Annotated in this window: 17 protein-coding genes; 8 read left to right on the top strand and 9 right to left on the bottom strand. The window is 67.6% G+C overall.

The features are described 5' to 3' along the window. Nucleotides 1–878 (top strand): IPT/TIG domain-containing protein (locus tag NK1_RS29915; protein WP_063014135.1); only part of this gene is annotated, 878 nt, incomplete at its 5' end. Nucleotides 879–1,031: 153 nt separating this feature from the next. Further along, a complete protein-coding gene (locus NK1_RS29920; RefSeq protein WP_063014137.1) occupies nucleotides 1,032–2,438 on the top strand; it encodes a class II fumarate hydratase in 1,407 nt (468 codons plus the stop codon). Between the two features lie 61 nt (nucleotides 2,439–2,499). Here the strand turns inward: NK1_RS29920 and NK1_RS29925 are convergent, their stop codons facing one another. Then, nucleotides 2,500–3,684 carry an FAD-dependent monooxygenase gene (locus NK1_RS29925; protein ID WP_063014139.1) on the bottom strand — a complete coding sequence of 395 codons (1,185 nt, stop codon included), beginning with the start codon at nucleotides 3,682–3,684 and terminating at the stop codon, nucleotides 2,500–2,502. A gap of 96 nt (nucleotides 3,685–3,780) precedes the next feature. On the opposite strand from NK1_RS29925, the gene NK1_RS29930 reads away from it, so the two are divergent. Then, the gene (locus NK1_RS29930; protein ID WP_063014141.1) at nucleotides 3,781–4,494 is read left to right on the top strand and encodes a TetR/AcrR family transcriptional regulator; all 714 of its coding nucleotides are present in this window, start codon (nucleotides 3,781–3,783) and stop codon (nucleotides 4,492–4,494) included. Between the two features lie 80 nt (nucleotides 4,495–4,574). After that, a complete protein-coding gene (locus NK1_RS29935; RefSeq protein WP_036505026.1) occupies nucleotides 4,575–5,018 on the top strand; it encodes a limonene-1,2-epoxide hydrolase family protein in 444 nt (147 codons plus the stop codon). A 73-nt stretch (nucleotides 5,019–5,091) separates the two neighbouring features. Here NK1_RS29935 and NK1_RS29940 read toward each other — a convergent pair whose 3' ends face one another. The 3 genes from NK1_RS29940 to phoH2 all read right to left on the bottom strand — a co-directional run bounded on the left by NK1_RS29940 (nucleotide 5,092) and on the right by phoH2 (nucleotide 8,304). Continuing rightward, complete coding sequence (locus NK1_RS29940; RefSeq protein WP_063014192.1) at nucleotides 5,092–5,949, bottom strand: acyl-ACP desaturase; 858 nt, start codon at nucleotides 5,947–5,949, stop codon at nucleotides 5,092–5,094. A gap of 120 nt (nucleotides 5,950–6,069) precedes the next feature. Then, nucleotides 6,070–6,669, bottom strand: a complete 600-nt coding sequence (locus NK1_RS29945) for an LGFP repeat-containing protein (RefSeq protein ID WP_063014194.1) — start codon at nucleotides 6,667–6,669, stop codon at nucleotides 6,070–6,072. Between the two features lie 255 nt (nucleotides 6,670–6,924). After that, nucleotides 6,925–8,304, bottom strand: coding sequence for an RNA 5'-3' helicase PhoH2 (gene phoH2 / locus NK1_RS29950; protein WP_083904171.1), 1,380 nt, complete (start codon nucleotides 8,302–8,304; stop codon nucleotides 6,925–6,927). 302 nt (nucleotides 8,305–8,606) lie between these two features. On the opposite strand from phoH2, the gene NK1_RS29955 reads away from it, so the two are divergent. Next, on the top strand, nucleotides 8,607–8,879 hold the full coding sequence (locus tag NK1_RS29955) for a hypothetical protein (RefSeq protein ID WP_063014143.1): 273 nt from the start codon (nucleotides 8,607–8,609) through the stop codon (nucleotides 8,877–8,879). A gap of 141 nt (nucleotides 8,880–9,020) precedes the next feature. On the opposite strand, the gene glyA is transcribed toward NK1_RS29955, so the two are convergent. Further along, nucleotides 9,021–10,319 (bottom strand): serine hydroxymethyltransferase, encoded by a 1,299-nt coding sequence (gene glyA / locus NK1_RS29960; protein WP_039780609.1) that lies wholly within the window; start codon nucleotides 10,317–10,319, stop codon nucleotides 9,021–9,023. 464 nt (nucleotides 10,320–10,783) lie between these two features. Next, nucleotides 10,784–11,980: a hypothetical protein gene (locus tag NK1_RS29965; protein ID WP_063014145.1), complete on the bottom strand. Its 1,197-nt coding sequence runs from the start codon at nucleotides 11,978–11,980 to the stop codon at nucleotides 10,784–10,786. A 264-nt stretch (nucleotides 11,981–12,244) separates the two neighbouring features. On the opposite strand from NK1_RS29965, the gene coaA reads away from it, so the two are divergent. Beyond that, complete coding sequence (gene coaA / locus NK1_RS29970; RefSeq protein WP_036505031.1) at nucleotides 12,245–13,177, top strand: type I pantothenate kinase; 933 nt, start codon at nucleotides 12,245–12,247, stop codon at nucleotides 13,175–13,177. A 28-nt stretch (nucleotides 13,178–13,205) separates the two neighbouring features. On the opposite strand, the gene NK1_RS29975 is transcribed toward coaA, so the two are convergent. Both NK1_RS29975 and NK1_RS29980 read right to left on the bottom strand, forming a co-directional pair. After that, complete coding sequence (locus tag NK1_RS29975) at nucleotides 13,206–13,811, bottom strand: hypothetical protein (RefSeq protein WP_063014147.1); 606 nt, start codon at nucleotides 13,809–13,811, stop codon at nucleotides 13,206–13,208. A gap of 93 nt (nucleotides 13,812–13,904) precedes the next feature. After that, the gene (locus NK1_RS29980) at nucleotides 13,905–14,699 is read right to left on the bottom strand and encodes an isoprenyl transferase (RefSeq protein ID WP_051024970.1); all 795 of its coding nucleotides are present in this window, start codon (nucleotides 14,697–14,699) and stop codon (nucleotides 13,905–13,907) included. 304 nt (nucleotides 14,700–15,003) lie between these two features. Here NK1_RS29980 and trhA point away from each other — a divergent pair, with 304 nt between their 5' ends. Together trhA and NK1_RS29990 are read left to right on the top strand one after the other, a co-directional pair. After that, nucleotides 15,004–15,627 (top strand): PAQR family membrane homeostasis protein TrhA, encoded by a 624-nt coding sequence (trhA, locus tag NK1_RS29985; protein WP_063014196.1) that lies wholly within the window; start codon nucleotides 15,004–15,006, stop codon nucleotides 15,625–15,627. Between the two features lie 105 nt (nucleotides 15,628–15,732). Further along, nucleotides 15,733–17,244, top strand: a complete 1,512-nt coding sequence (locus NK1_RS29990) for an adenylate/guanylate cyclase domain-containing protein (protein ID WP_063014149.1) — start codon at nucleotides 15,733–15,735, stop codon at nucleotides 17,242–17,244. A gap of 30 nt (nucleotides 17,245–17,274) precedes the next feature. On the opposite strand, the gene NK1_RS29995 is transcribed toward NK1_RS29990, so the two are convergent. After that, on the bottom strand, nucleotides 17,275–19,353 hold the full coding sequence (locus tag NK1_RS29995) for a thioredoxin domain-containing protein (RefSeq protein ID WP_063014151.1): 2,079 nt from the start codon (nucleotides 19,351–19,353) through the stop codon (nucleotides 17,275–17,277). Between the last annotated feature and the right edge of the window lie 503 nt (nucleotides 19,354–19,856).

Below are 19,856 nucleotides of genomic sequence, written 5' to 3' on the forward strand. Positions count from 1 at the left end.
CCACCTCGTTCACCGTCGACTCCGCCACCCAGATCACCGCCGTCGCACCCGCGGGAACAGCGGGGACCGTGCAGATCACCGCCACGACCGCAGGCGGAACCAGCAACGGCGTCGCCTACACCTACATCGCGGTACCGACGTTGATCGTGGCGGTACCCAACGTAGGGCCGGTGACCGGCGGAACCACGGTGGTATTGACCGGGACGGATCTGTCGGGGGCGACCGCGGTGAGCTTCGGTGGCACACCGGCCACCTCGTTCACCGTCGACTCCGCCACCCAGATCACCGCCGTAGCCCCGGCAGGGACGGCCGGGACCGTGCAGATCACGACCACAACCGCGGGCGGTACCAGTAACGGCGTCGCCTACACGTATGTCGCCCTGCCCACCCTGGCCGTGGCGGTACCCAACGTCGGCCCGGTCACCGGCGGAACCACCGTCGTGCTCACCGGGACGGATCTGACCGGTGCAACCGGGGTGAGCTTCGGTGGCACACCAGCCACCTCGTTCACCGTCGACTCCGCCACCCAGATCACCGCCGTCGCACCGGCGGGAACAGCCGGGACCGTGCAGATCACGACCACAACCGCGGGAGGCACCAGTAACGGCATCGCCTACACCTACATCGCCCTACCGACCCTGGTCGCGGCGGTACCCAACGTCGGCCCGGCCGCCGGTGGAACCACTGTCGTTCTCGCGGGAACGGATCTGACCGGCACGACCGCAGTGGATTTCGGTGGCACACCGGCCACCTCGTTCACCGTCGACTCCGCCATTCAGATCACCGCCGTCGCACCCGCGGGAACGACGGGGACCGTGCAGATCACCGCCACGACCCCGGGAGGGACCAGCAACGGCATCGCCTACATCTACCTCTGACAGCGAGGGCGGCAGAGCCGTCGGCGGGCAGCGCCTGCCGGCGGCCTTGCCGCGTCGCGCCCCGGCCGAGCCGCCGGTATTCCGCCGATTCCTGTGCGAAAAGCCTCAGGCGTGGCAGCCCACTGCATCGTTCAACCGGCTTAGTGTCGAGTTATGACCGACGACCAGACGCAGTACCGCATCGAACACGACACCATGGGCGAGGTCCGCGTTCCGGTGAACGCGTTGTGGCGGGCGCAGACGCAGCGGGCGGTGGAGAACTTCCCGATCAGCGGCCGCGGCCTCGAACGCGCTCAGATCCGCGCCCTCGGCCTGCTCAAGGCCGCGTGTGCGGCGGTGAACCGGGATCTGGGGCTGCTCGACGGTGTGAAGGCCGAGGCGATCATCGCCGCCGCGAACGAGATCGCCGAGGGCCGCCACGACGACCAGTTCCCCATCGACGTCTTCCAGACCGGCTCCGGCACGAGCTCGAATATGAACGCCAACGAGGTGATCGCGAGCCTGGCCGCCGCCCGGGGCGTCACCGTGCACCCGAACGACGACGTGAACATGTCCCAGTCGTCCAACGACACCTTCCCCACCGCGACGCATCTGGCCGCCACCGAGGCCGTGGTGAAGGAGCTGCTGCCGGCGCTGGATCATCTGCGGCTGCGGCTGCTGGACAAGGCCACCGAATGGCGGACGGTGGTGAAGTCCGGCCGCACCCACCTGATGGACGCCGTCCCGGTGACCCTCGGCCAGGAGTTCAGCGGCTACACCCGGCAGGTCGAGGCAGGTACGGAACGCCTGGTCGCCGCGCTGCCGCGGCTGGGTGAGCTGCCCATCGGCGGCACCGCGGTCGGCACCGGACTCAACGCGCCCACCGGCTTCGGCGCGAAAGTCGTTGCGGAACTGCGCAAGACGACCGGATTGGACGAATTGGCCGAGGCTCGCAACCATTTCGAGGCCCAGGCCGCGCGCGACGGCTTGGTCGAGATCTCCGGTTCGCTGCGGACCATCGCCATCAGCCTCACCAAGATCGCCAACGATATTCGCTGGATGGGTTCGGGACCGCTCACCGGGCTCGCGGAGATCCAGCTGCCGGATCTGCAGCCGGGCTCCTCGATCATGCCCGGCAAGGTGAATCCCGTTCTCCCGGAAGCGGTGACGCAGGTCGCCGCCCAGGTGATCGGCAACGATGCCGCGGTGGCGTGGGGCGGCGGCAACGGCGCCTTCGAACTGAACGTCTACATCCCGATGATGGCCCGCAACGTCCTCGAATCGATTCGATTGCTGGCCAATGTGTCTCGCCTCTTCGCCGACAAGTGCGTCGCCGGCCTCACCGCCGATATCGAACGGCTGCGCCGGCTCGCGGAGTCCTCGCCGTCGATCGTCACCCCGCTGAACTCGGCCATCGGCTACGAGGAAGCGGCCGCTGTGGCGAAACAGGCACTGCGCGAGAACAAGACGATTCGGGAGACGGTCGTCGACCGCGGCTTGATCGGCGAGAAGCTGTCGGAGGAAGAGCTGGATCGCCGGTTGGACGTGCTGTCGATGACGAAGGTCGAGGACCAGGACTGATCGCACGATCTCCGGATCCGGCCACCGCGACTCGCCGGCAGGCCGGATCCGGACTCGAGGCTCAGGCCGCCACCAGCGCCGGATAGTCACGCAGATCGATGTCGTTGGCGGCGTTGTCGCTGTATTTCAGCATCAGGTCGAACATCCGCGAGCCGAGGAACCAGTTGCGCATCCGGATACCGCGGGCGGTGCGCGGGGCGAGGAAGCGGCCCGCGTTGCTGTTGCCCGCGATCTTGGCGTAGCGCTTCATCAGGTCGTTGTATCGGGCGAAGGCGGCCGTATGGTCGCCGTCGGCCAGCGCCAGCTCGCCCGCCAGCACGTAGGCGCCGACCACGGCCAGCCCGGTTCCGAAGCCGCCCAGGGTATTTCCGTAGGCGGAGTCACCGACCAGCGCGACCCGGCCCTTGGTGTAGCCCTTCTTCATCCCCACCTGGCCCAGCGAATCCAGGTAGAACGAGTCGAGTCCGGACAGTTCGGCCATCATGGCGGGCACCGGCCCGCCGGCACCGGCGAAGGCTTCGGCCAGGACGCGGCGCTGCGCCGCCTCGTCGTGCCGGTCGTAGGTGAGTGCTCGGGCGGCGAACATGTACATGTGCGCGGCCTTGTTCCCGCCGCGGACCGCGAGCCGTCCGGGTTCGTTGTAGGCCTCGGACCGGTTACGCTGCCGCGGCCCGTTCGGGTCGTGCCCCCAGCCGGCCGCACCCGCGGTGCAGTAGTAGTAGCCCAGATGTTTGACGTAGTCGGCCTCGGGGCCGAAGGCCAGCGCGCGCACCCGGGAGTGGATGCCGTCACAACCGACCACCAGATCGAAGGTCCGCGCGGGGGCGTTCTCGAATTCGACCTCGACGCCGGCGGCGGTCTCACGCAGCGCGGTGACGGAGTCGCCGAACACGTATTCACAGCTGTGCGCGGTGCGCTCGTAGAAGATCTCGGCCAGGTCGCCGCGCAGGATCTCCACATCACCGCCGGTGAAATCGCCTGATATGACGGCCAATTCACCGCCCTCGGCGTCGGTGAGGATCATATCGGTCTTGCCGGTCTGCCGGCGGTGGATCTCCTCCCACACGCCCATCCGCTCGAGCACCGTGCGGTGGGTCTCCCCCTTGAAGTCGACGGCTTGGCCGCCGGCCCGCAATTCGGGCGCCCGCTCGACGACGGTGACGGCGAAGCCGTAGCGCTGCAGCCAGTAGGCCAGCGCCGGGCCGGCGATGCTCGCACCGGAGATGAGAACTGTCGTATTCCGCATGATGACCCCTCGATCAGTAACTGTGTCTGCCGGACGCTAATTAGCGTATGCTGGACGCAGTTTCCCGTCAAGCCGGAATTCGGAGAGGATGGCGTCATGACCGGACCGACTGCCCACGAACTGCTGTGGGGGAATTCGCAGCGCCCCCGGCGCGGCCCCAAGCCGTCGCTGACGCTGGAACGCATCGTCACCGAGGCCATCGCCCTGGCCGATGCCGACGGGATAGCCGCCGTGTCGATGCAGCGGCTGGCCGAGCGGCTGGGCTGCGCCAAGATGGCGCTGTATCGCTACGTACCGGGAAAGGCCGAGCTCACAGCGTTGATGCTGGACTACGGGATGGGGCAGCCGCCGCAGGTAACGGTCGCCGATTCGGATCCCGAACCCTGGCGCGAAGCGCTACGGCAGTGGGCGCACACGTTGTACGAACGCTATCGAGATCATCCGTGGACGGTCGATCTCACCATCGGTCCGCGGCCGATGGGCCCGAACGAATTGGGCTGGATGGAGGCACTATTGGCGCCGCTGGCCGGCACCGGCCTCCGCGGTTCCGAGCGCCTCGACACCGTGGTGCTGCTCAACGGCCACCTCCGCAGCCTCGTCCAGCAGACGACCGGAAGAGGCCCCGAACAGGCCGAGAGCGAAATAGCCCGCCAGGTCGGCGAGGTCCTGGCCGCCCACGCCGACCGCTATCCCGAGGTCGTGGCGGCCTTCTCCGACACGTCCGGGGACGATCGCAACGCGGCCCTGAGCTACGGCATCGAGCGCATTCTCGACGGTGTGGCCGCCCTGATCGCCCGGCGGCGGGACTGAAACGCGTCGAGCACCCGACGACGAGCCGAAACGACCGCGATCATCCCCCGTCCGCGCCCCCGCACGCCTACAGTCGGACTATGGCCGAATTACCGGAGCTACAACAGAACGCCGTGACCACGGTGCGCGAGTTCTTCGCCGCGATGGAAATGAGCGCGGTGAACGAGGCGCTGGATCTGCTGGATCCCGACATCGTCTGGAAGAACACGTCGCTGCCCGATATCCGCGGCATCCATCGTGTCGGCGCGGTGCTGCGCGGGCTGAGTCGCGACGCGTTCGGTTTCCGCGCCGATATGCACCACATCGCCGCGGAAACCGATGGCGCCCCCGCGGTCGAAGGTGAAACGGTCCTGACCGAACGCACCGACTACCTGCGCATGGGCCCGCTGGAAATCGGGTTCTGGGTCTGCGGCACGTTCGAACTCGTCGACGGCCGCATCACCCTGTGGCACGACCACTTCAGCTGGGAGAACTTCCTGCGCGGCACGGCGGCGGGGATCTGGAACCTGGTCCGCCGGCGCTGATCACGCGCAGCCGAGCAGCGCCCGGCGCTGCCGGTCGTGGTGCGCGCACCCGCACACCACGACCGTCGCGACCTCAGCCGCGCAGGTGGTCGATCTCTGCCCGCGCCGCCTCACCGGCGGTGCCGAAGTCGGTGCGCGAGAAGATGTTCCAGCGTTCCAGCAGGGGCGTGAAGACGAGTTCTCCGGTGCGCTCCGGTTCGTAGATGCCGGCCTCGGCCAGGACCTCGGTGCTGTTGCGGCCGTCGCGCAGGGTGAGTTCGGGAACCCGGAACTCGGCGATCCGATCGGCGATCGCCCGCATGGCCTGATCCGGCACCTGCTCCAGGGCCGCGGCGACCAGATTGCCGAAGAACAACGACTGCAACTCGTCGTCGAGCGCGATCCGGTCCGCGATCGCGGTCACCATCGAATTCTCCTGCAGCGCGGCGATATTGCGATGCCGCACCGCGGAGGCGGACTCCTCGAAGGCACACAGTGCCAGCACATCCAGCAGGTGCAGCGGCGGCCGGCGGAAGCCGGTGGTCATATGCTCCATCCGCGCACGCTCGAGTTCCACCGGATCCACCGCCCGCGTCACCATCAGATAGTTGCGGATGAGGATTTCGTGGCGGTTCTCCTCGGCCGTCCAGCGGCCGACCCAGCGCCACCACGGACCCGTCCGCAGGTGCTTGCCGAGCTCGCGATGGTAGGACGGCAAATTGTCGGCGATCAGCACGCTCACCGTGAGCGCAACCGTGGCAACCTCACCCAGGGCGGCCTGTTCCGGCTCCCAGTCGACGCCGCCGAGGAAGCCGAAATTGCGTCCGTCACTGAAAGGCACGTACTCGTGCGGCTGCCAGACCTGCGCCAGCTCGGTGTGGCGCCGGAGATTGTCTTCCACCGCATCCGCGAGCGATTCCAGCAGCTCACGATCGGTCAACTGAGTTTGCACCACGACAAGGTACCGACTGTTCGGGCCGAGCGGGGGAATTACGCGCGGACGCCGTGCGATACACAGCGGCGCGGCCGCGAGACCGTGAGGATGTCTCGGCGCCGCGCCGCGCGCGTCGTCCTACTTGGTGGTCACCGTCGTCTGCCGGTCGGCGGAATTCCAGGTGATCGTGCCGCCGGTGAAGTCGCTCTCCTTACCGGCCGGGTTGTCCTTCTCGTCGCTGGTCGGATAGCCGAGCTTGCCGTTCACGCCGCCGTTGCCCTCCCAGGCGGTGCGGATATCGCCCCACACCACGTGGGCGTCGGTCTGCTGGCTCCAGCAGATCGCACCGCCGGTGAACTCCTGACAGGAACCGCCGTTGGGGCCCTCGACCGAGGCGCCGGTGGGCTCACCGAGCGGGCTCTGCACCGCGCCCATCTCGGTGTACTTGGTGAGGATGTGGCCGGAGACCGCGATCTCCTGACCGTTCTGGGTCGCGATCTTGGTTTCCGAGGCCGCGGGATTGCCCGGCGACGTCTCGCCCGGCGACGTGGTTCCCGGAGCCATCGTGCCGGTGGTTTCCGTGGCCATCGCACCGGTGGTCTCGGTCATGCCGGCGTGGGTGGTGGTCCCCGAGCTGCTGTTGTCGTTGTCGTCGTTGCTGCAGGCGGCGGTGAACAGCAGCGCCGTCCCGGCGAAGGCCATCACGACGGCGGCGGAACGTCGAGCGAAGTGGTGCATGTTCATCCTCTCGGAAGGTGCGGCCGGCAGCGCCGCGGCTGCGGCACCACCCACCAACAGGCCAGCGCCCGGCAATGGTCCGGCGAACCTATCTGAAACACCGACAACCACGTCGAGCAGGGTTCTTGCGGAAATATACCCACCACCGTGTGAGATGAACCATATTCCGAATGTTTGCTGGGACACACCTTTTGCCGCCGAGGCGGTAGCGGAACATGTCCGCTACCGCCTCGGGGTTTCGCTCGGCCGGCCGCCTCAGGCGTTCGGTCCGTACTCCTCCAGCATCTCGGTGACCAGCGCGGCGATCGGCGAGCGCTCGCTGCGGGTCAGGGTGACGTGGGCGAAAAGCGGGTGGCCCTTGAGCTTTTCGATGACCGCCGCGACACCGTCGTGGCGGCCGACCCGCAGGTTGTCGCGCTGGGCGACGTCGTGGGTGAGCACCACCCGCGACCCGCTGCCCAGCCGGCTGAGCACCGTGAGCAGCACATTGCGTTCCAGCGACTGCGCCTCGTCCACGATCACGAACGAATCGTGCAGCGACCGGCCGCGAATGTGGGTGAGCGGCAGGACCTCCAGCATGCCGCGGGAGAGCACCTCCTCCATCACCTCCGGGCTCGCCAGGCCGTCGAGAGTGTCGAAGACCGCCTGGGCCCACGGGCCCATCTTCTCGCTCTCACTGCCCGGCAGATAACCCAGCTCCTGGCCGCCCACCGCGTACAGCGGCCGGAAGACCACCACCTTGCGCTGAGAACGCCGTTCCAGCACCGCTTCCAGGCCCGCGGTGAGCGCCAGCGCCGACTTGCCGGTGCCGGCCTTACCTCCCAGCGAGACGATGCCCACACTCTCGTCCAGCAGCAGATCGAGGGCGATGCGCTGTTCGGCCGAGCGGCCGTGCAGCCCGAAGGCCTCCCGATCGCCGCGGACCAGCTGCACCCGCTTGTCCGCGGTCACCCGCGCCAGCGCGCTGCCGTTGGCGCCGAGTAGCCGAATCCCGGTGTGGCAGGGCAGGTCCCGGGCCTCGTCCAGATCGATGACCGAATCGGCGTAGAGCCGGTCGACGCAGTCGGCGCCGACCTCGAGTTCGGCCATCCCGGTCCAGCCGGAGATCACCACGTCCTGGGCGTGGTATTCCTCGGCGGGCAGGCCCACCGCGCCCGCCTTCACCCGCAGCGGAATGTCCTTGGACACCAGCACTACTCGCTGTCCCTCGGCGGCGAGGTTGAGCGCACAGGCGAGGATGCGGGAATCGTTGGTATCGGTGCGGAACCCGACCGGAAGCACCTCCGGGTCGGTGTGATTCAACTCCACCTGCAGCGTGCCGCCCTCGGTCCCGATCGGGACGCGTAGGTCCAACCGGCCGAATTCCAAACGCAGGTCGTCGAGATTGCGCAGGGCTTCGCGAGCGAACCAGCCGAGTTCGTGATGGTGCCGTTTGGCCTCCAGTTCGCTGATGACCACCAGCGGTAACACCACGTGATGTTCACCGAAACGCGTCATGGCCCAGGGGTCGGACAACAACACGGAGGTGTCGATCACGAAGGATTTGCGGGGCGAGGTGCCGGCTCCCTTTCCGGAGCCTCCGCTCTTGTCGGAGCGGGCTTTCGAGGGAGCGATGACGGAGCGTGCATCAGTCACGGTGGGCTCCTTTGTTGTCCGTGCCATACCCGCACGGACGTTCTCGCTGGGCCGGTCCGCCCTGGGGTCACACGACCCGAGGGCCGGGTACCGGCCCTCTCGTACTGAGTTGCTCAGCCACGATCAGAACCTCCCGGACGAGCCACAACGACGCGGCTCGCACTTCGACGGTACTGCGATTTCGCGATTCCGGCTGCCGAGATGACGAGCGTGTCGATGAATAGGTAGTGAACGCCAACCGGTAGCTATCGGTCAGCTACGGAGTTGCCCGGCCACTCGGCGGAACCCGCTAGAGTCGCTACATGAGCGATGTGGCAGAGCTGGAGAAGCTGTCGTCGAAGGAACTGCACGACCGCGCGGTCAAGTACGCCGTCCGGCACGGCGACGTCAAGTTCCTGTGGCGGCTGCTGGAGCAGATTCCGGCGGCGGAGGCCGCCACCGGAAACATCGGCGAGAGCGAGGCGGACATCAAATACGTGCTGCCGATGCTCGACGACTACGTGCACTCCGGTGAGGGCAAGATCGCCGAGGCGTTGCGGCCGTTGTACATCGAATACCTGAGCACCCGCGACTGACGGCTCCCAGACCTTCCGGCGCACGCCACGGGCACCCGCGCCGCGCCGTCGCGAGGCGAAAGGCACACGCGCACAGGGCGACTCACAGATCGACCCCGGCGGCCTGGCCGGCTGCCGGGGTCGATCGCGCTGCGATCCGGCTCAGCCGAGCAGCTTCCAGTCCTCGAGGCCGTCGTAGAGCGGGAAGTCCTGGGCCAGCTTGGACACTCGCGCGCGCAACGCCGCGAGGTCGGCGTTGCCCGCCAGCGCGGTGGCGATGATGTCGGACACCTCGGCGAATTCGGTGTCGCCGAAGCCGCGGGTGGCCAGCGCGGCGGTGCCGATGCGCAGACCGGAGGTGACCATCGGCGGACGCGGGTCGAACGGAACGGCGTTGCGGTTCACCGTGATTCCGACCTCGTGCAGCAGATCCTCACCCTGCTGGCCGTCCATCTGCGAGTTGCGCAGATCCACGAGCACCAGGTGCACATCGGTGCCGCCGGTCAGCACGGTGACGCCGTTACCGGCGACATCGGCGGCCGTCAGGCGCTCGGCCAGGATCTTGGCACCGGACAGGGTGCGCTCCTGACGCTGCTTGAACTCCTCGGTGCCGGCGATCTTGAAGGCGGCGGCCTTCGCGGCGATCACGTGCATGAGCGGACCGCCCTGCTGGCCCGGGAACACGGCGCTGTTGAGCTTCTTCGCGTATTCCTGCTTGGCCAGGATCAGACCCGAACGCGGACCGCCGAGGGTCTTGTGCACGGTCGAGGACACGACATCGGCGTGCGGCACCGGCGAGGGGTGCAGACCGGCGGCGACCAGACCGGCGAAATGCGCCATGTCGACCCAGAGGTAGGCGCCCACCTCGTCGGCGATCTCGCGGAACGCCGCGAAGTCCAGGTGGCGCGGGTAGGCCGACCAGCCGGCCACGATCACCTTCGGCCGGACCTCGCGCGCCTGCTTGCGCAGCTCGTCCATGTCGACGCGGTGGTCTTCCTTGCTCACCCCGTAGGCGTGCACCTCGTAGAGCTTGCCGGAGAAGTTGAGCCGCATGCCGTGGGTGAGGTGACCGCCGTGCGCCAGATCCAGGCCGAGCAGCTTCTCGCCCGGATTCATCAGCGACATCAGCACCGCGGCGTTGGCCTGCGCGCCCGAATGCGGCTGCACGTTCGCGAATTCGGCGCCGAACAACTCCTTGACCCGCTCGCGCGCGAGGTTCTCCACCACGTCGACGTGCTCACAACCGCCGTAGTAGCGGCGACCGGGATAACCCTCGGCGTATTTGTTGGTCAGCACGCTGCCCTGCGCCTGCAGCACCGCGCGCGGCACGAAGTTCTCGGAGGCGATCATCTCGAGGGTGTCGCGCTCACGGGCGAGTTCGCCCGCCATCGCGGCGGCGAGCTCGGGATCGAGATCGGCGAGCGACTGGGTGTTGACAGAGGGGGCGGTCGTCTGGGTCACGCGCACAGTCTAGGTGGTGGCCCCCGGCCGCTCCGTCGTGGCCCGCAAGCACACCGGACGCGGCGGCCTCGATACCCGCCGACACGTCATAGCGACTGCACACCGGCGGTTGCGCCCCCATAATCCGGGGCTGCCCGCTTCGTAAAAAAGGCGTAACATTCGCCGGGCTGTCGACGACTGTGACAGCGTCATCGACTCATTCGATCAATCAGGGGTTCACATGCTGTTTTTCACCGCGGGTACCGGTAACTCGATTCAGGACATGCTTTTCGCGATCCTGAAGTCCGCCTGCACCATCTCCTCCGGCGGCAACGCCGGTTGTGCCGGCTGGGGCGCGTAGTAACGCCGATACCCTTCGGCCGGATTCGCGAGTCGGGGCGCGGATCCGGTCGGTACTCGGAATCGGAATTCCGGCGAATAGATCGATAGCCCTGAATCGGATAGTGCGATGCCGATCACTGTCGCTATTGTCTGCGCAGCGCCGCCGGGGTCAGCGGCTCGTCCAGCAGCCGGCCGAAGCGCGCCACCCGATCGTCGGCGTCGGCCGCGCGGTCCAGCCATCCGCCCAGCAGGCGATACCCCTCCACGTAGGTGCTGATGTAGGCCCGCCACAGCGGCGAGGACAGAAAGCGCAGGGACTGCCGCGCGCGTTCCGGGGTGGTCAGACTCCAGCGCTGCAGGAATTCGGCGACCTCGTCGGCGCTGCGACCGCGATCGTGCAGCAATAGCGCGGCATCCTGGCGAACCGCGAGCAGTTTCGCCGAGGCATTCGAGAGCCGTTGTGCGCGTTCGCCGTCGAATCGCAGACCGAGGTCGGCATAGATTTCCTGCGCCCAGATTCCCCAGTCCGGCCCGACAATAGATTTCAGTGCCAGATCCGCCAGCCCCTCGGCCATCAGGCATTGCGGCGTGTTCACCACGAACAGCGTCTGTTCGTCCTGCCCCGCCGCGACCAGCCCCGCCTCTTTGCGGCAGTGTTCGGTGTGGTGGCCCGGATACGCCTCGTGCGCGATCAGGGCCGGCAGCTGCGCCATATGTTGTTTGAGATCGGAATTGATCGCGACCCGCGACCGGAAATTACCGAGGTAGTAATTGAATCCCGACCACGGTTTGTCACCGACGATCTCATATTCGACCTGCTCGTGATCCGGCAGCGGATACCGTTCGCGCACCAGCTCGCGCAATGCGCCCGAGAACGCCTGCACACATTCGGTGAGGCGGTGCGGCGGAATCTCGTCGGCACGCCGATGCGCGGTCATCCGGTCCAGCAGCGGGCCCTCACCGGCCAGCACCTCGTCGAGTTGCCGATGCGCGTCCCGGTAGTCCTCGACGTCACCGAGTTCGATGTCGACGTCGAAATAGGACCGCACCTCGTCGATGAAGGAGATGTCGTCGCCGGCGAACTTGCGTCCCGAGCACTCCAGCGCCCGCAGGTGCGCCTCCAGGAATTCGGTGCGCTGCTCGTTCAGCCCGGCCTCGGGCAGTTCCTTGCGCAGGGCCGCCGCCCGGTCCGCCAGCTCACGCGGCTGCGGCGCGGGCGCCGACTCCACGGCCCGGCGCAGCGCGGGATCGCCGGTGTAGGCGTCGACGAAGCCGGGTTCCAAGCGATCGAATGCCAGTCCCAGGCGCAGATATTCGGTGACGAGCGGATGCGCGTGCATGACATCCGACGATAGCCGCTTCCCTCTTCCCGGCCTCGTCGGCGACCGAAATCCGGCGGTGGAGAGAGAAATGTCACCGGGGGTTACCGGCGAGTAATAACACCCCGCGTTCGGCGCGGTGCCCACCCCGAGGAGAATTCGCCTATGCGAGGACTGTCGAGCGCATTTCGCCGCGCCGGGCACGGCACAGGTTCATCGGTGACGTCGTTGCGGGCGGTGGCACGCCCGCCCGGCGCGGGGTCTCCGGACCGGGAGTGTGCGTAGGTGGGCCGGATGAGCGAGCCGAGTCCGTATGTCGAATTCGATCGCAAACAATGGCGCACCCTGCGTAAATCGACTCCCCTGATCCTCACCGAGGAAGAACTGATCGGCCTGCGTGGTCTCGGCGAGCAGATCGATCTCGAAGAAGTCGCCGAGGTCTATCTGCCGCTGGCCCGGTTGATCCATCTCCAGGTCGCCGCCCGCCAGCGCCTGTTCGCAGCCACCGCGACCTTCCTGGGCGAAACCCACCCCGACCATCAGGTGCCGTTCGTCATCGGCATCGCGGGCAGCGTGGCGGTCGGTAAATCGACCACCGCCCGCGTCTTGCAGGCACTGCTCGCACGCTGGGATCACCACCCGCGCGTCGACCTGGTGACCACCGACGGATTCCTCTATCCCACAGTCGAGCTCACCCGGCGCGGCATCATGCATCGCAAGGGTTTTCCGGAGAGCTACAACCGCCGCAAGCTGCTGCGTTTCGTCACCGAGGTGAAATCCGGTGCGCCCGAGGTGTGCGCGCCGATGTATTCGCATATCGCCTACGACATCCTGCCGGACCAGTTCCACTGCGTGCGCCAGCCCGACATCCTCATCATGGAGGGGCTCAACGTCCTGCAGACCGGGCCGCGACTGATGGTCTCGGACCTGTTCGACTTCTCGATCTACGTCGACGCGCGCATCGAGAACATCGAGCGGTGGTACGTGGATCGTTTTCTCTCCCTGCGGAAAACGGCGTTCGCGGACCCGCAGTCGCATTTCCACCACTACGCGAAATTCAGCGATTCCGAGGCCACCATCGCCGCCCAGGAGATCTGGAACGCCACCAACCGGCCGAATCTGGTGGAGAACATCCTGCCGACCCGGCCGCGCGCAACCCTGGTGCTGCGCAAGGACTCCGACCACAGCATCAACCGAATCCGGCTGCGCAAACTCTGATCCGGCTCGCTTGCGATTCGGTTCGAAATCAGGCCGGCCAGGCCGCGTCGAGCCGGGCGGCGACATCGATATCGCGCACGGCCGCGATATGCGGTTTGCGGATCTCGTCGGCCACATAGCGGGCGACGAACCGGCGGATCTCGTGATCGACACTGGCCAGCACCCGCAGCAGCTGGCCGCGCCGGGTCGCGGTGGCCACATCGATCCGCACATCGCCGGGACGCGGTTCGGCGATGTCGATGATGATCCGCAGCGGCGCCGCGGTACGAACCGTCAGGTGGACGTGGACGAAGCCGGTGACATCGAAGCGGTGGCGATCGACGGCGAGATCCAGCAGCAGCCCGATATCGAGCGGGATGGCGAGCTCGAAACCGACGACCTCGCCGACCGAGCGTTCCAGTACCGGATCACCGAGCTGCACCTGCGCCGAGGCCTTCGCCAGATGCGCCGGGCCGACCCCGATCGGGCCGAAATCGAATGCGCTGCCCGCCAATTGGGCGAAAACAGTGGCAATCCGCTGTTCCGAGGCGGCATAGGCCACGAATCGCCGGCCGAATTCGGCATAGGTGACGTAGGGCAGCGGCGTTCCGGCCACCTCCGTCGTACCGCCCGGTCCACCCCGCATCTCGCTCATGTTCGCGACGGTACGCGAGCGCGACGCCGGATCGGGGGATGATCTTGCAATGCAATACATCCTGCGCCGGGCCGTTATCTGCGGCCCGCCGGCTCACACTCCGTAACGGCGATGGCGTGCGGCGTAGTCGCGCAGTGCGCGCAGGAAGTCGACGCGGCGGAACTCCGGCCAGTAGGCCTCGGTGAACCAGATCTCGGAGTAGGCGCTCTGCCACAGCAGGAAACCCGAGAGCCGCTGCTCCCCCGAGGTGCGGATGACCAGATCCGGATCGGGCTGGCCCGAGGTGTAGAGATGCTGGCCGATGGCGTTGACCGTGATCGACTGCACCAGGTCCTCACCGGTCTCCCCGGCCGCGATCTCCTGCCGGACCAGCGAGCGCACCGCGTCGGCGATCTCCTGCCGGCCGCCGTAGCCGATGGCCACGTTCACGTGCACACCCCCGCGACCGTGCGTTTCGTCGGCCGCCTTCTCCATGCGGCGCGCGACGTCCTCGGGCAGGCCCTTCAGCGACCCGACGATGCGCACACCCCAGTTGTTCTCCGGCGCGGACAGTTCCTCGACCACATCGGTGATCACCTCGAACAGGGTTTCCAGTTCGTCGGCCGAGCGGCTGAGATTCTCGGTCGAGAGCAGATACACCGTCACCATCTCGATGCCCTCGGCCTGGCACCAGCCGACCAGTTCGGCGATCTTCAGCGCACCGACCCGGTGGCCGTGGGTGACGTCGGTGAAGCCGTTCTCCCGCGCCCAGCGGCGATTTCCGTCACAGACGACCGCGACGTGACGCGGATGCTGTTTGCCTGCCAGCTGTTTCGACAGCTGCGCCTCGTAGATGCGATAGGGCAGGTTGCGCACCTTACCGCTGAGCACCCGACTAGCAAGCTTCACGGCTGCCAACCTTATCCACCTCTCGCGTGCCGCCCGAGTTCTCCGCCAATTTCTGCTGCGCAGGGATGGCAGCGGACACCACGAATCAGTTCCCCGGTTCCGATCGACCCTATCGCGGCGGTGTCCGGCACGCGGACCCTACTGCCGGTACAGTGACGGGAGAACTAACCTACGCAACCGTAGGTTACTCAGGAGGGAACCAGTGACCGAATCGGTGAGCTCGGCAAATCCGGTCTCCGGGGAGGTGTCCGCGCTCGAGCATCTGGCCGAGGAGGGGCTGCGCACCCTGGCCGTCAAACCGCGGATGCGCGGCTGGATCCATACCTACGCGGTCGGCGTCGCGGCGGTGGCCGTGGCCGTGCTGGTCGCGGCCGCGGCGACGGTGTCCGCCACCGCGGGCTGGTCGACGCTGGTCTACGGCGTGACCGTCTGCGGCATCTTCGGCATCAGCGCGATCTACCACCGGGTGACCTGGCAGTCCACACGCACCCGGACCCGCATGAAGCGCGCCGACCATTCGATGATCTTCCTGTTCATCGCCGGCAGCTACACCCCGTTCGCCCTGCTGGGACTGCCCGGCCGCACCGGGATCACCCTGCTGAGCGTGGTCTGGGCCGGCGCCGTGGCCGGGATGGCGCTGAAAGTGCTGTGGCCGACCGCGCCGCGCTGGGTCGGGGTGCCGCTGTACCTGCTGCTGGGCTGGGCCATCGTGCCGGTCGCGGCGACACTGACCCACAACGTGGGCGTCACGCCGATGGTGCTGCTGTTGATCGGCGGCATCGCCTACAGCGTCGGGGCGATCCTGTACGCCGTCAAATGGCCGAATCCGTGGCCGGAAGTCTTCGGGCACCACGAATTCTTCCATGCGGCAACGGTTCTCGCGGCCCTGTGCCATTACGTCGCGATCTGGTTGGTCGTATTCTCGTAGGGCAAGATCACCGGTAACCTGCCACGGCCACATGCGCGGGTTCTATGCTCGTTCGTGCTGTACGTCCGAAACCGGTAACACCGAACCACACCACTGCCAGGGGCTATGACCAGTCGACTCGTGCTCTGGGCCCTGCGTGCGCGCTGGGGCCTTTCGACGGTGGTGATGGTCTGCAACCTCGGCGGCCTCGCCGTCATCGTCGTCGAATTGTGGCTGAGCGGATTTCTCGGCAACCTCGGCGAGGACTGGCTCGGCGCGCTCGCCCAGACCGCGATCTATCCGGTGATCGGCGCACTGGCCGGCATCGTGCTGGCGGTGCGCGACCGGGTGTACTACTTCAGCTGGATCGACCAGACCCGCCGGCCCACCCGGCCCGAAGCCGAGCGGCTGCTGAAACTGCCCATCGCGATCACCGTCCGGGCGCTGGCCATCTGGATACCGGGCGTCGCGATCGCCACGGCGCTGTTCGCCCAGGTGGTGCCCACTCGGGCCCTGTGGGCGATCGGCGCGATGTTCTTCCTGGGCGGGCTGGAATCGGCGGGCTTCACGTTCCTGGTGGTGGACCGGCTCATCCGGCCGACGATTCCGGTGATCGCGCGGGTGCTCGGCGGTACCTCGCACTGGAGTGCCACCGTGCTCAACCGGCTGGTCATCTCCTGGGCGGTGGCCGGGGCGATGCCGCTGCTGATGTTGATCACGGTCCTCGGCGATCCGGTGGCCGACGCCACCGACCGGGTACGGACCGCGCTGTACATGTCGCTCGTCGGCCTGCTGGTCGGGGCGCTGACCACCGCCACCCTGGCCCGATCGGTGGCGGCGCCGCTGGGGACGCTGCGGCGCGCGCTGGACCGGATCGCGCGCGGCGAACTCTCCGCGCGCGTGCCGATCACCAGCGCCAGTGAGATCGGGCGCCTGGAACTGTCGGTGAACGAGCTGGCCGAGAATCTGTCCGAACGCGAACGCATGCGCGACGTCTTCGGCCGCCACGTGGGCAACGAGGTGGCCGAACGCGCGCTGGCCGGCGGCGTCGACCTGACCGGCGACGTGCGGGTGGTAACCGCGCTGTTCGTCGATGTGACCGGGTCGGTGGAGATGTCCACCGAACTCGCGCCGCGGGAATTCGTCGACCAGCTGAACCGGCTGCTGGCCGTGGTCGTCTCGGCGACCGAGGACAACGGCGGGCTGGTCAACAAATTCGAGGGCGACGCCGCACTGTGCATCTTCGGCGCGCCGATCGCCCTGGGCGACAACGCCACTCCCGCCCTGCGCGCCGCGCGGCGCATCCGCGACGAGGTGGCCCTCGGCGGCGAATTCGATATCGGCATCGGCGTGGCGCGCGGCAGCGTCTTCGCCGGAGACGTGGGTACCGACACCCGGCTGGAATTCACCGTGATCGGCGATGCGGTCAACGAGGCTTCCCGGCTCACCACCGAGGCCAAGGAGGTCCCCCGCCGGATCCTGGCCAGCCAGGCCGTGATCGACGCCGCGACCGAATCCGAACGGTCGCGCTGGGTGCTCTACGACAAGATCCAGCTGCGGGGCCGGCGGGAGCCGACGGCGTGCTGGACCGATAGGAAGCCGGTCGGATTGGGCGCGAACGCTCCGGTCGAGGAGTGAGGGCGGCTCTCGGCAGCGACCATCGCGGTGTCAGGGGCCGACGAGCGCGGAGCGCACCTCTCGCGGTTCGGATACCGGTAGATCGCACACGCTCCCGCGGCAGACATAGGCCGCAGGTGCGCCGCCCCGAGCGGGACGGTCCGCCAGCAATGGGACCGAATCGGATTGCCCTGCAACGACCACCGCGCCGCCGGGGGCGAAACGGCGTGCGGTGCGCAGCAATTCGGCCGTCGCAGCGGTGTCGGACGATTGCGAGATCGCGATCTGGATCGGCCCGGCCAGCGCCGCCTCGGCGACGCTGAGCCACTGCCCGCCGGAGCGTGGCGCGCGCGCCAGGACTATGGCACCGGCATTCAGGGTGGCATCGGCCAGCGCGCGGTAGCGGGCCGCGCGGTCCGGGGCGCTCAGGGCAGAGGCGGTGAGCAGGGTTTCGGCGAAGGTGGACGCCCCGGCCGGGGTCGCCCCGTCGAGCGGATCGCGCGGCCGGGCGACGAGTTGCTCGGCATCGGCGGCCGTGTCGAACCAATTACCGGGTTGCGCCGGATCCTCGAAAAGGGTTGCGGCGGTATCGATCAGCTGCTGCGCGCGTTCGAGCCAGGACAGTTCGCCGGTGGCCTGGTGCAGGGCCAGCAGTCCGGTCGCCAGCCACGCGTAGTCCTCGAGCACACCGGGCGCGCTACCGGCCGCGCCGCCCAGTGAGGCGCGCACCAGACGGCCGTCGACGAGATGCCGGTCCAGCAGGTACCGCGCGCATCGGACCGCGGCGTCGATCCATTCCGGCCGGTCGTGGGCGGCACCGGCCTCGGCGAGGGCGGTGATCGCGATACCGTTCCAGGCGGTGACCACCTTGTCGTCGCGCTCGGGTTGCGGCCGCCGGTCCCGTACCGCGCGCAGCCGCTGCCGGATGTCGTCGAAGCGGCGGGCGTCGGCGGGGTCGTCCCCCGGACCGATGCCGGGGTCGGTGTATCGGGTGAGCACGGAGGTGCCGTGTTCGAACGTGCCCTCGGCCGTCACACCGAATTTCGCTGCGGCCCAAGGACCGTCCTCAGGCCCCAGTGCGTCCGTGAGCTGCTGCGGCGTCCACACGTAGGTGGCGCCTTCGATACCGGGCGCACCCGGCTCCACGTGGGTGTCGGCGTCGAAGGCCGAGGCGAACCCGCCCTCGGCGGTCAGCAGATCGGTAAGCAGGAAGGCCGCGGTTTCCTCGGTGATCCGTTGCGGCAATGGGTCACCCGAGTCCGGAGCGCCGCTCGCCTCCAGCCGCGCCAGATGCGCGTACGCACGCAGCAACTGGGCATTGTCGTAGAGCATCTTCTCGAAATGCGGCACCACCCAAGCGGCGTCGACCGAGTAGCGGGCGAAGCCGCCGCGCAGCTGATCGTAGATACCGCCGCGGGCCATGGCCGCGCAGGTCGCCGAAACCGCCTGTCGCGCAGCATCTTCCCCGGTGCGCTCGTAATGGCGCAACAGACCCTCCAGCAGCGCCGACGGCGGGAACTTCGGCGCCCCACCGAATCCGGCATAGCGCTCGTCGACATCGCGCAGCACCGCGGCGACCGCGTGCGCGAGCAGCTCGGGAGTGACGGTCAGCTCACTCGCGGGCAGTCCGGCACCCTGGTCCCGCAGCGCCTGCGCCACCTGACCGGCGGCCTGGTCGACCTCGTCGCGGCGATTGGTCCAGGTGTCGGCGACCGCGGTCAGCAACTGAGTGAACGACGGCATACCGCCGCGCGGCGACTTCGGGTAGTAGGTGCCGCAGTAGAACGGCTCCCCGGCCGGCGTGAGGAAACACGTCATAGGCCAGCCGCCCTGCCCGGTCATCGCGACGGTCGCGGACATGTACACCGCGTCGATATCGGGCCGTTCCTCACGATCGACCTTCACACAGACGAAATGCGCGTTCATCAGCTCGGCGGTGCCCGGATCGGAGAACGATTCATGCGCCATCACATGACACCAGTGACACGAGGCGTAACCGACGGACAGCAGAATTGGGATATCCCGCGCTCGCGCCTCCGCCAGCGCCCCCTCCCCCCACTCCCACCAGTCGACGGGGTTGTCCGCGTGCTGGCGAAGGTAGGGAGAAGTGGCGCTACCTAACCGGTTCATACGTTCACCCTACGACCCTTCCGCCCCGGGAGCCGGGTGATGAGCTCGCCAGGAGCAACGCACGGTCGTGCGCGACGGAATGATCACTCCATCAGCTCGAATGCCACCGATAATCCGCTGGGATCGACGGGTGAAAATCGTGGTAGCCGGCTTTGCCGAGCACGGAGGCACCGCACGACATCGGCCCTTGCACGATTTCCTGCACAGAAGGTGACAGGCGCAGCGACCAAATCAAACGATTACCACCCGCAGGGTCCTGGGCGGCGTAAATTGCATCACCCGTGAAACTCCCGTGCTGTCCGCCATAGCGATAGCGAGTGTCATTCGGGTGATAGTGATAGACGCCCGGCACAGCTCCGGGATTTGCCACAACCTGCGGCGCTGATACGAGAACCGCTGCGGCGCAAGCGAATAGCGCCGCCAATGCGAAGCTTATTCTATATGCCGTCGCACGGATACAGCTCGACATTCGTAGTCCCCCTGAGGAATATTCTCGATCTCGA

This window comes from Nocardia kruczakiae NBRC 101016 (genome assembly GCF_001612965.1).
In the GTDB taxonomy this organism is placed as follows: domain Bacteria; phylum Actinomycetota; class Actinomycetes; order Mycobacteriales; family Mycobacteriaceae; genus Nocardia; species Nocardia kruczakiae.

Bases quoted from the DNA above. Each gene is read 5' to 3' on its own strand.
- NK1_RS29925 (WP_063014139.1), bottom strand. From the start codon at position 3,684: ATGCGGAATACGACAGTTCTCATCTCCGGTGCGAGCATCGCCGGCCCG.
- NK1_RS29930 (WP_063014141.1), top strand. From the start codon at position 3,781: ATGACCGGACCGACTGCCCACGAACTGCTGTGGGGGAATTCGCAGCGC.
- NK1_RS29965 (WP_063014145.1), bottom strand. From the start codon at position 11,980: ATGCACGCGCATCCGCTCGTCACCGAATATCTGCGCCTGGGACTGGCA.
- NK1_RS29935 (WP_036505026.1), top strand. From the start codon at position 4,575: ATGGCCGAATTACCGGAGCTACAACAGAACGCCGTGACCACGGTGCGC.
- NK1_RS29975 (WP_063014147.1), bottom strand. From the start codon at position 13,811: ATGAGCGAGATGCGGGGTGGACCGGGCGGTACGACGGAGGTGGCCGGA.
- NK1_RS29990 (WP_063014149.1), top strand. From the start codon at position 15,733: ATGACCAGTCGACTCGTGCTCTGGGCCCTGCGTGCGCGCTGGGGCCTT.
- NK1_RS29995 (WP_063014151.1), bottom strand. From the start codon at position 19,353: ATGAACCGGTTAGGTAGCGCCACTTCTCCCTACCTTCGCCAGCACGCG.
- trhA (WP_063014196.1), top strand. From the start codon at position 15,004: ATGCGCGGCTGGATCCATACCTACGCGGTCGGCGTCGCGGCGGTGGCC.
- NK1_RS29955 (WP_063014143.1), top strand. From the start codon at position 8,607: ATGAGCGATGTGGCAGAGCTGGAGAAGCTGTCGTCGAAGGAACTGCAC.
- NK1_RS29920 (WP_063014137.1), top strand. From the start codon at position 1,032: ATGACCGACGACCAGACGCAGTACCGCATCGAACACGACACCATGGGC.
- NK1_RS29945 (WP_063014194.1), bottom strand. From the start codon at position 6,669: ATGCACCACTTCGCTCGACGTTCCGCCGCCGTCGTGATGGCCTTCGCC.